This window comes from Belnapia rosea, from assembly GCF_900101615.1.
GTDB classification, from domain to species: Bacteria; Pseudomonadota; Alphaproteobacteria; order Acetobacterales; family Acetobacteraceae; genus Belnapia; species Belnapia rosea.
Genome location: NZ_FMZX01000056.1, coordinates 1 through 8,774, shown reverse-complemented (window position 1 = coordinate 8,774; position 8,774 = coordinate 1). Strand labels below are relative to the sequence as shown.

The 8,774-nt window shown below is 69.2% G+C and carries 11 protein-coding genes and 2 pseudogenes; 9 read left to right on the top strand and 4 right to left on the bottom strand.

What is annotated here, in order from left to right:
* Positions 1–265, top strand: a 265-nt coding sequence (locus BLR02_RS27310; protein ID WP_143018353.1) for an integrase core domain-containing protein, incomplete at its 5' end; no start/stop codon positions are given.
* A gap of 293 nt (positions 266–558) precedes the next feature.
* On the opposite strand, the gene BLR02_RS27305 is transcribed toward BLR02_RS27310, so the two are convergent.
* Positions 559–1,557 (bottom strand): Bug family tripartite tricarboxylate transporter substrate binding protein, encoded by a 999-nt coding sequence (locus tag BLR02_RS27305; RefSeq protein WP_176849871.1) that lies wholly within the window; start codon positions 1,555–1,557, stop codon positions 559–561.
* Positions 1,558–1,742: 185 nt separating this feature from the next.
* Here BLR02_RS27305 and BLR02_RS27300 point away from each other — a divergent pair, with 185 nt between their 5' ends.
* The 3 genes and pseudogenes from BLR02_RS27300 (at position 1,743) to BLR02_RS27290 (ending at position 4,350) form a co-directional block, all read left to right on the top strand.
* Positions 1,743–2,441 carry a 3-oxoacid CoA-transferase subunit A gene (locus tag BLR02_RS27300; protein WP_090665389.1) on the top strand — a complete coding sequence of 233 codons (699 nt, stop codon included), beginning with the start codon at positions 1,743–1,745 and terminating at the stop codon, positions 2,439–2,441.
* Between the two features lie 12 nt (positions 2,442–2,453).
* A complete protein-coding gene (locus BLR02_RS27295; protein WP_090665388.1) occupies positions 2,454–3,113 on the top strand; it encodes a 3-oxoacid CoA-transferase subunit B in 660 nt (219 codons plus the stop codon).
* A gap of 87 nt (positions 3,114–3,200) precedes the next feature.
* Positions 3,201–4,350, top strand: a pseudogene (locus tag BLR02_RS27290) (MFS transporter).
* 9 nt (positions 4,351–4,359) lie between these two features.
* Here BLR02_RS27290 and BLR02_RS27285 read toward each other — a convergent pair.
* The 3 genes from BLR02_RS27285 to BLR02_RS29900 form a co-directional block, all read right to left on the bottom strand.
* Positions 4,360–4,779 (bottom strand): hypothetical protein, encoded by a 420-nt coding sequence (locus BLR02_RS27285; RefSeq protein ID WP_090665386.1) that lies wholly within the window; start codon positions 4,777–4,779, stop codon positions 4,360–4,362.
* Positions 4,780–4,809: 30 nt separating this feature from the next.
* A complete protein-coding gene (locus tag BLR02_RS27280) occupies positions 4,810–5,751 on the bottom strand; it encodes a glutathione S-transferase family protein (protein WP_090665385.1) in 942 nt (313 codons plus the stop codon).
* A 207-nt stretch (positions 5,752–5,958) separates the two neighbouring features.
* Positions 5,959–6,117, bottom strand: coding sequence for a hypothetical protein (locus BLR02_RS29900; RefSeq protein WP_176849870.1), 159 nt, complete (start codon positions 6,115–6,117; stop codon positions 5,959–5,961).
* A gap of 139 nt (positions 6,118–6,256) precedes the next feature.
* Between BLR02_RS29900 and BLR02_RS27275 the strand changes: the two genes are divergently transcribed.
* The 5 genes and pseudogenes from BLR02_RS27275 to BLR02_RS27265 form a co-directional block, all read left to right on the top strand.
* Positions 6,257–7,114, top strand: a complete 858-nt coding sequence (locus BLR02_RS27275) for a transglutaminase-like domain-containing protein (RefSeq protein ID WP_090665384.1) — start codon at positions 6,257–6,259, stop codon at positions 7,112–7,114.
* A 141-nt stretch (positions 7,115–7,255) separates the two neighbouring features.
* Positions 7,256–7,387 carry a hypothetical protein gene (locus BLR02_RS30955; RefSeq protein ID WP_281201404.1) on the top strand — a complete coding sequence of 44 codons (132 nt, stop codon included), beginning with the start codon at positions 7,256–7,258 and terminating at the stop codon, positions 7,385–7,387.
* Positions 7,377–7,589: a hypothetical protein gene (locus BLR02_RS29070; RefSeq protein WP_143018352.1), complete on the top strand. Its 213-nt coding sequence runs from the start codon at positions 7,377–7,379 to the stop codon at positions 7,587–7,589. The genes BLR02_RS30955 and BLR02_RS29070 overlap by 11 nt, the downstream gene beginning before the upstream one ends.
* Positions 7,590–7,737: 148 nt before the next feature.
* Positions 7,738–8,250 (top strand): septal ring lytic transglycosylase RlpA family protein, encoded by a 513-nt coding sequence (locus BLR02_RS27270; protein ID WP_176849869.1) that lies wholly within the window; start codon positions 7,738–7,740, stop codon positions 8,248–8,250.
* Between the two features lie 111 nt (positions 8,251–8,361).
* Positions 8,362–8,685, top strand: a pseudogene (locus tag BLR02_RS27265) (transposase); the annotation flags it as partial.
* Between the last annotated feature and the right edge of the window lie 89 nt (positions 8,686–8,774).

Sequence of the window (8,774 nt, the reverse complement as noted above, 5' to 3'; positions counted from 1 at the left end):
GCCGCGGTTCACCGGCCTGCTGCAGCAGGCCGGGGTGCGCATCTCGATGGACGGCCGCGGCCGCTGGATGGACAACGTGTTCATCGAACGACTGTGGCGTAGCCTGAAGTATGAGTGCGTCTACCTGCATGCCTTCGAGACCGGGTCCGAGCTGCGGGCCGGGCTGTCGAAGTGGATCGGCTACTACAATGCCGGACGCCCCCATAGCGCATTGGCGGGGCAGACCCCCGATGAGGCGCATGCGGTGACGAGATTGGCGGCCTGAAGGAAACCAGGACCGAGCTTATTCAGGCCGCCAAGCTGTCCGACGAATGGGGACCACCTCAGGAAAAGGTTCTCCTCAAGCCCTATGCCATGGAAGCCTTATGCCGGGTGGTATCGGCGCTCCTCAAGGAAATCCACCACGAGCGTCGCTGCCGGCAAATGAGTGCGGAGGTCGCCGCCATGTCCGAGAGCGCCAAGGCGTTGGACACCACGGCCATGACCTGCGGCGTCGCGGGATCGAGGCCGCCCGGCCGCGATCCACATCCCGTGGCCGTAGCCGCCACCCGGCCGATATCAGCGCACCAGCATGCCGGCCGCAGCCGCGGCGCGGCGGGACAGCTCCGCCTCACGCTGCAGTAGGGCACCGAAGCCGGCGGGGGTCGCCGCCGCGGCATCCGCTACCAGGCTGCCCGTCTCCTCCACCCGCGCTCGCAGCGCGGGATCGGTCAGAGCGGCGGCGATGGCCTCGCGCAACAGGCCGACAACCGGCGCCGGCGTGCCGCTGGGCACGAGGATGCCGATGAAGGAGACGAGGCCACCATCGGGCACGCCCAGCTCCACGAAGCTCGGCACGTCCGGCAGGAGTGGCGAACGCCCGGGCAATCCGATGCCGACGATGCGCACTTGCCCGTAGCGATGCAGTGGCAGGGCGATGGTGATCTGCTCCATCGAGGCAGGCAGGGTGCCGCTCAACAGGTCGGGCGTCGCGGCACCACTCGCCCGATAGGGCACATGGACCAGGCCGGTCCCGGTCGCGACACTCAACAGCTCGATCATCAGATGGTTCGACGTGCCGGCGCCGGCAGAGCCGCATTGCACCTGGCCCGGCCGTGCCTTCGCATAGGCGACGAATTCGGCCAGCGTGGTGACTGGCAGCTTGCGGCTGACTACCAGCACGTTCGGCGTGCGAAAGCACAGCGCGACCGGCAGTAGGTCGCGCATCGGGTCATAGGGCACCCGCTCCATGATCAGCGGATTGATGGTCAGTGCCCCGTTGGAGCCAAGCAGCAGGCTGTACCCGTCCGGCTGGGCCCGCGCGACCAGCTCCGTCCCCAGGTTGCCGCCGGCGCCGGCACGATTCTCGATCACCACCGGCTGCCTCAGCCGTTCCGCGATGCCGGGCGTCAGCAGCCGCGCCAGGGTATCGAGATTGCCGCCGGCGCCGAAGGGCACGACCAGCCGGATTGGCCGGTCCGGGAAGCGGGCGGATTGGGCGCGAAGCACGCCTGGCATCGCCAAGCCGGCCCCGGACAGGACGATCCCGCGGCGCGAAACGCCGATGGACGACGGCATGCGGGCCATTCCTCGTTCCTCCTGTCGGCGCGTCTGCGCGCGCGTCCCCGCACTCAATCACCCAGGCCGGCGAAGCGCCAGTCGCGCCCGCCGCCGCTGGCCGGGCAGGCGGCACTGCGCCTACCATCCCGGTCCTGCGACCGGCCGGACCACGCGGCGTCACGAACAAGGGGGACCCAGGCTGCATGATCGACAAGTTCGTGCGCTCCATCGCCGAAGCAATGAACGGCATCCGGGATGGATCGACCGTCCTGATGGCAGGCTTCGGCGAGGTCGGCGCACCCCATGCCCTGCTGGATGGCCTGATTGAGCAGGGCGCCACCGGCCTGACCATCGTCCTCAACGCCGCAGGCCGCGCGCAGAAGCTGGGTGAGCCGGTGCAGGGCATCGCGCGCCTGGTGGAGCTCGGCCGCGTGCGCAAGGTCATCACCACCTTCCTGCGCAGCGGGAGCGTGGCGGCCGAGGCGGTGAAGGCGGCGCGCATGGAGGCGGAGATCGTGCCGCAGGGCACCCTGGCGGAGCGCATCCGCGCCGCCGGCGCCGGCGTGCCGGCCTTCTTCACCCCAACCGGCGCCGGTACCCTCGTGGCGGAGGGGAAGGAGGTGCGCGACTATGGCGGCCGGCCCTGCGTACTCGAACTCGCCCTGCCGGGCGACGTCGCGCTGGTCGAGGCCTGGGCCGCCGATCGCTGGGGCAATCTCATCTACAGGGACAGCGGCCGGAACTTCAACCCGATCATGGCCATGGCCGGGCGGCTCACCATCGTGCAGACGCACCATGTCTGCGACCTTGGGCAGCTTGCCGCCAACGAGATCGTCACGCCGGGCATCTTCGTCGACCGCGTGCTGCATGTCGCGGCCGGCGACCCGAAGCTGCCGCGCTGAAGGAAGGCGGAAATGAGCGATACCGCACAGGGCTTCACGCCCCTCGGACGAACCGGCATGGCGGCCCGCGTGGCGCGGGACATACCAGAGGGCTGGTACGTCAATCTTGGCATCGGCATCCCGACCCTGGTCGCCGACCACGTGCCGCCGGAGCGGGAGGTGGTGCTGCATTCTGAGAACGGCATCCTCGGGATGGGCCCGGCACCGGCGCCGCACCGGGAGAATCCCTGGCTGGTCAATGCCAGCACGCAACGCGTCACCATCCGGCCGGGCGGCAGCTATGTCGACCATGCGAGCAGCTTCGCCATCGTGCGTGGCGGGCATCTCGATCTTTGCGTGCTCGGCGGCTTCCAGGTGGCGCAAAACGGCGACTTGGCGAACTGGTCGCAATCGGCCGCCGATGTCGGGCGGCAGATCGGCGGCGCGATGGATCTCGCCGTCGGCGCGCAGCGGGTCTGGGTCGTCATGGAGCACGTGACCAAGGACGGCCGCCCGCGCATCCTTGAACGCTGCACCTATCCGCTGACGGCGGCGCGCTGCGTGAGCCGCATCTACACCAACCTGGCGGTCCTCGATATCACCCCGGACGGGCTCGCCGTCGTGGACACGGTCGCGGGCCTGTCCTTCGACGACTTGCAGGCCCGCACGGAGGCCACGCTACGAAAAGCATGAGCGGCAAGGCCGGCAAGGCGATCCTGGGCACAGCAACGGCCGTAATGGTGGTGGGAAGCGCGTGCATCCTCGGTACCACCTCCAAGGATGAACGACGCGCGCCGGACCGTCCTGGCTGCCGATGCGACGGGCGAGCCGAGGGCTCTGTCGCGCTACCTGTGGCTGTTTGTGCTGATCTTCCTCGGCTGGGGCGTGCTGAGCCCCTTCCTGTCGGCGGTGCTGACGCTGCAGGGCGCGACGTCCGTCGAGGTCGGGGTGCTGCTCGGCATGGGGACGGCGCTTCGGCTATTGGCCATGTCTGCCGCCGGGGCGATGGCCGACCGCACCGGCACCCCACGAGAGGTGCTGGCCGTGGCCCTGCTCGGCGCGGCTGTCGGTGCTCTGCTATGGCCTCGCCACCGGTGGCGCCATGCTGTTCCTCGTCCGCGTGGTCCATGCGCTGGCGACCGCGCCGGTAGGGCCATTGCCCGATGCGCTGGCGGTGCGCGCGGCGGCGGAGCCAGGACGGCGAGGGCTCGATTACGGCGTGGTGCGGGGCGCCGGGGCAGCCGCCTTCATCGCCGCCAGCACGGCGGCGGGCTGGCTGGTGGCCGCGGCGGGGTCGCCTCACGTCGTGACTTGGCTCAATGCCGGATGCTTCGCCCTGACGGCCGGCTCCGCGGTGCTGTTGCCGCGGCCCGCAGCCTCGGGGCAGGAGAGGGGGCCCGGGCCGGCGCCGATGCGGGTGCTGCTGCGCCTCCCGGCATTTTGCCGCCTGTTGCTGGTCTCGGGCCTGGTCCAGGGCAGCCATGCCTTCTATGCCGGCTTCGCCGTGCTGGGCTGGCAAGCGGCCGGTATCGGGCCCGGCAGCATCGGCCTGCTTTGGTCCCTGTCGGTCGCCGCCGAGGTCGGTGTCTTCCTCCTTCTCGGCCAGCACCTGCTGGCCCGGCTGGGGGTGGGCGGAACCTGCGCCCTGGCCACCGCCGCCGGCCTCCTGCGCTGGTCGGCCATGGCGCTCGACGTCCCGGTGGTCCTCTTGGTGGCGATGCAGGCGCTGCACGGCCTGACCTTCGCCGCGCAGCACATGGCGGCGATGGCCATGCTGCCGCGCCTGGCGCCGGACCGGCTGGGCGCCACCGCCCAGGCGCTGCTGGCCTCGCTGGGGACCGGCCTCTTCACCGCGACGCTCCTGGCGGCGCTCTGCGCCCTGGCGATCCCGCTCGCCCTACAACTCGACCCGGCGACGCCCAACCGCTGACGAAGCCCCTCAGCCTTGCGCCGCCACGAAATCCGGGAAGCCCAGCCGAAACGCCACCGCGCCATCCTCGTCGAGATAGTGGATCATGTCCCCGGTGCTGCCGCGGAAGCTGAACAGCACGACCGCCGTCCGGTCGCCGGCGCCCTCGCAATGCGGCTCGCCATGGGCGGCGATCTGGACATGGTGGCCGGTGGGGCGGACTTCCTTGAGCGAGCCATCCGGGCGCCAGAAGCGCAATTCGCCCTGGAGCACGAAGGTCGTGAAATCGCAGACATGCCGGTGCAGCTTGCCCTGCCTGTTGGCCTCGAAGCGGATCAGCACATCGGCGATGCCGAGCCTCGCATGAGTGCCGAGCACATGGATCCGTGCGCCGATCGCCTCCACCACCTTCCAGGAGATGCGCTCGTCGCCGAAGGGATTGTACTGCATCACGCCGCCTCCTCCCGGACTATCGTGCCATTAGGCGGCCGTGACGTCGAAGCCGACGCGCGGGAAATGCGTGTGGATCTCTCCCAGCCCGGGGACGGTGCGGCGCAGGACGATGGCATGGTCGGATGCGGCCAGGAGCGTGCCGACCACCGGGTCACGGCCATAATCGTCCGCCGCCACCTGAACCCGGTCGCCGCAGGCGATCCCGTGCAGGCCGATCGCGCCGGGCGCCTCGTCCGGTGCCATCGGCTCGGCTGCCGCGGCGGCGGCGAGCGCCTCGGCGCCGGTCATCTCGCGCGGATGGCCATGGCCCAGGGCGACGATGCGCTCCATCCAGGGCTGTAAGATCCGCATCGGCGACAGCAGCATCTCGATGGTCCGCGCCGCCTCCGGATCGCCGCCGGCGCGGCGCAGTTGCCACAGCGGGTGGTAGGCGCAGAGGTCGGCCGCGCTCAAGGCCGCACCAAGCAAGTAGGGCCGGCCATCGGCCAGCATGGCCTGCAACCTCACCAGCTGGGCGTTGATCCGGTCGACAAACAGCGATTGCTGCGGGCGCATCACGGCCTGGTCCAGACTGAAGCCGAAGCAGGCCAGCCGGTCGGCGAGCAAGGCGGGTGGATAGGCCTGTCCGGCCAGGCCTGCGACCAGGCCGACGGCCTGGAAGAACAGCGCCTTCTCGATGGCCGAGCCGAGCGTCATGGCCGAGGCCTCGCTGCCGGCCGGGAAGAGTGGTGGGTTCGGCTGCAGGCGCTCGAGGGCATGGAGTATCACCGCGCTGTCGCAGAACACATCGGCGCCCACCTGCAGGACCGGCGCGCGGCGGTAGCCGCCCGTTAGCGGCATGAGGTCGGGCTTGGGCATCCAGGCCGGCGTCGTCACCGAGGCATAGGCCAGCCCCTTCAGGCCCAGCGCCAGCCGAATCTTCTCGGCATAGGGGGAGCGCGGATAGTGATGCAGAATGATCTCGTACATGATCCAACCCACCCCCACCGGTTGTCATAGGTTATGAAGCATCATGCCAGGCTTGCCCTGCCGGCGGTGCGGCAGGTGCGACTCGAACGCCGCCCGCGCCTCATCCGGCCGCCAGGACAACTGCGCCACGATGCCGTCCAGGACACCCGATCAGGCGGCAAAACCATCGGCGCAGTCACAGCCTTGTATGGGTTCCCTGCGGGCGGCTCAAACCCAGGAGAGGTCGCTGCCGAAATTCCCGGACGCAGCCAGGCCGAACCAGATCGCTGTCGTTGTGGACTGCGTTGACAGCGCGCTGCGGTTTAGCGGATCGCCGCGCAGGCACGCGACGCCCGCCTCGGCGAGCATGTCTGCCTGCCATTTCATCAGATTGCCTGCTCCAACTTGCACGCCCATAGACCCTGCCATGCTCGCGTTGGCAGAAGTCACACGCGCCGCGTCCTTCTAAATCTCGCCCTGGAGACAAGCAGCTTCCCTCCTTGGCGGCGCGGGAAGGGTGTGCACGATGCGTTACAAGGTCGAATGCAATCTCGACTACGAGGTCCAGGTGGCCGGCACGCCGTTCGTGTTCAACATCGAAGCCCAGCGCCGGGTTGGCCAGACCGTGGTCGAGGAGCACCTCTCGCTCTCCCAAGACCTTGCGCCCAAGCGTTTCACCCTGCCGGAGAGTGGAAACCGCTATCTCCGCATCCATGCCGATCAGGGCAAGCTCACCGTGTACTACGAAGCGGTGGTGGATCTCGACCCCGTCGAGATCGCGCCGGCCGAGGTGCAGGAAATGCCGGCCGGGCGCCTGCCGTTCGAGGTGGTGATGCACACCTATCCCAGCCGCTACATCGAGTCCGACCTGCTCAGTCAGTTCGCGCAGAAGGAATTCGGCCACCTGCCGCCGGGCTACCAGCGGGTCGTGTCGATCTGCAACTGGGTGCATGACCATCTGGACTACGTGCCGGGCAGCAGCGACGAGAAGACCTCCGCGCGTGATACCCTGCTGCAGCGCCAGGGCGTCTGCCGCGACTTCGCGCATCTCGCCATCGCATTCTGCCGCGCTCTCGGCATTCCCGCGCGCTTCGTCAGTGCCTTCGCCTGGCGCCTCTTCCCGCCCGACTTCCATGCGGTGATGGAGGCCTGGCTCGAGGGGCCGGAGGGCGGCGCCTGGTTCCTCTTCGACCCAACCCGCAAGGCGGCGGCGGACGGCCTGGTGCGCATCGGCATCGGCATCGGCCGCGACGCGGCGGAAGTCGCCTTCTGCTCGCCTTGTGGGGCGGTGACATATGGCAAGCCCGAGGTGCGGATCGAGGCGCTGCACGGCTCGGACACCGACCGCCTCACCACTACGGCTGTGACGCTGACCGCGGCCTGAGCGCCGCGGGCCGGACCGTTCCGGCGCCCGGTCAGGCTGGCGGCACCGAAGCGGATACGTCGCCGGAAATGCTTGCGCCGCTTCATGCTGCAATGCAACATAGCGGCAGGTGAGGGGAGGGACAGGCAGAGGAGCTTTGCCATGGTCGCCTTCCTTGCCAGCACCGCAGCGATCGTCGTGGTGAGCCTCGCCCTTCAGGTCGCCATCGATGAGTTCGCATCCCGCTGGGCGGATGGATCGCCCGATCTCTCCCGCAGCCTCCATGAATCCTGACGGAGCGAGGACGCCGGGCGACGACGGCCGCGTCCCGGCGGAGGCGCCGAGCCATATGGAACGCGCCATGATGCGGCTGCTGGACGAGGTCCAGAAGGTTGCCGAAGGCAGCGTTCCCGCGCGGGTCCGCGGCCTCACGGTGGTATTCTCGCTCGCGGGCGATGCGGATGTGACCTGGGACATCAGCGAGCCCGCAGCATAGCGCGGAACCGGACGCCACCGGGCCGGGGCCGCCTCGCCTTCGGCCCCGCAAGGCAAGGGGTTTTCAACAATCCAGGATTGATGGAAGCCCGCCCACCCTGACGCGCGTTGTCCACCACAACGTCCGGGTCAGGATCATGAAGCTTGGGATGACAATCTGCGCGGTGCTCGCTCTCGGCCTGGCCGAAATCGCCGCCGCGACCGAACGCCCGATCAACCCAATGCCGGACGGGGCACCTCAGGATGCCACTGACCAGTCGGGGCGCCGGCAGAGGGGTCAGGCTGCCATCTTCGCCCGGGAGCTGGCGGGCCGGCGGATGGCCGATGGCGGCCGCTTCGACCCGGACGACACCGTCGCAGCCAGCAGCACCCTTCCGCTCGGCACGACGGCGCGCGTCACCAACCTCCGGAATGGCCAGACGGCCATGGTGCGGGTACGGGATCGCATCGCCGGCACCAATGGCCGCATCCTCAACGTCAGCCCCAAGGTTGCTGAGGTGCTCGGCGTGCAGCGAGGCGGGGTCTTCCCGGTGACCGTGGCGCCGCTCGCCGTGCCGCAGGCGGATGGCGGTGTCCGGCTGGGTGCCGGAACCGGGTTGGCCGGTCAGCGCGCCTATGTCACCGGCCGCGATCGGGCGACCGGGAGCGGCCGCAGTGAGTGATCCCAGTAGAACTAGTCAATCCAAGTCATCTTGTTGCATAGGTCACTCGGTCGGGCGCCTCGGAGTAGGCTGGCAGAGGGGAAAGCCCTCGAGCCGTGAGGGACGCCCGCCATGCCGTTCAAGGTCAATGCCGATCGCCGGCACCACATCCCCAAGCAGCGCCAGAAGGTCACCAACTCGGCTGAGTACGACGCCGGCTTGCGCGCCCGTGGCAGCCTGACTGTATGGTTCACGGCCGAGGCGATTGAAGGGTGGCGCGCCGAGGCGCGCACTGGCCGGGGTGGCCAAGCGAAGTACTCGGACCTGGCGATCGCAACCGCCCTGACACTGCGTACCGTGTTCCGCCTGGCGCTGCGCCAGACCGAGGGCCTGATTGGGTCCATTCTGCAGCTGCTTGGTCTCGACCTCGCCGTGCCGGACCACTCGACCCTAAGCTCGGCTTTGGCCATTCAGGCTGCGTGGCAAAGGGCATAGGCGATGCTCTCGCGGAGGGCTGGCGAGAGTTTCGCAGCGTCGGCCGACTG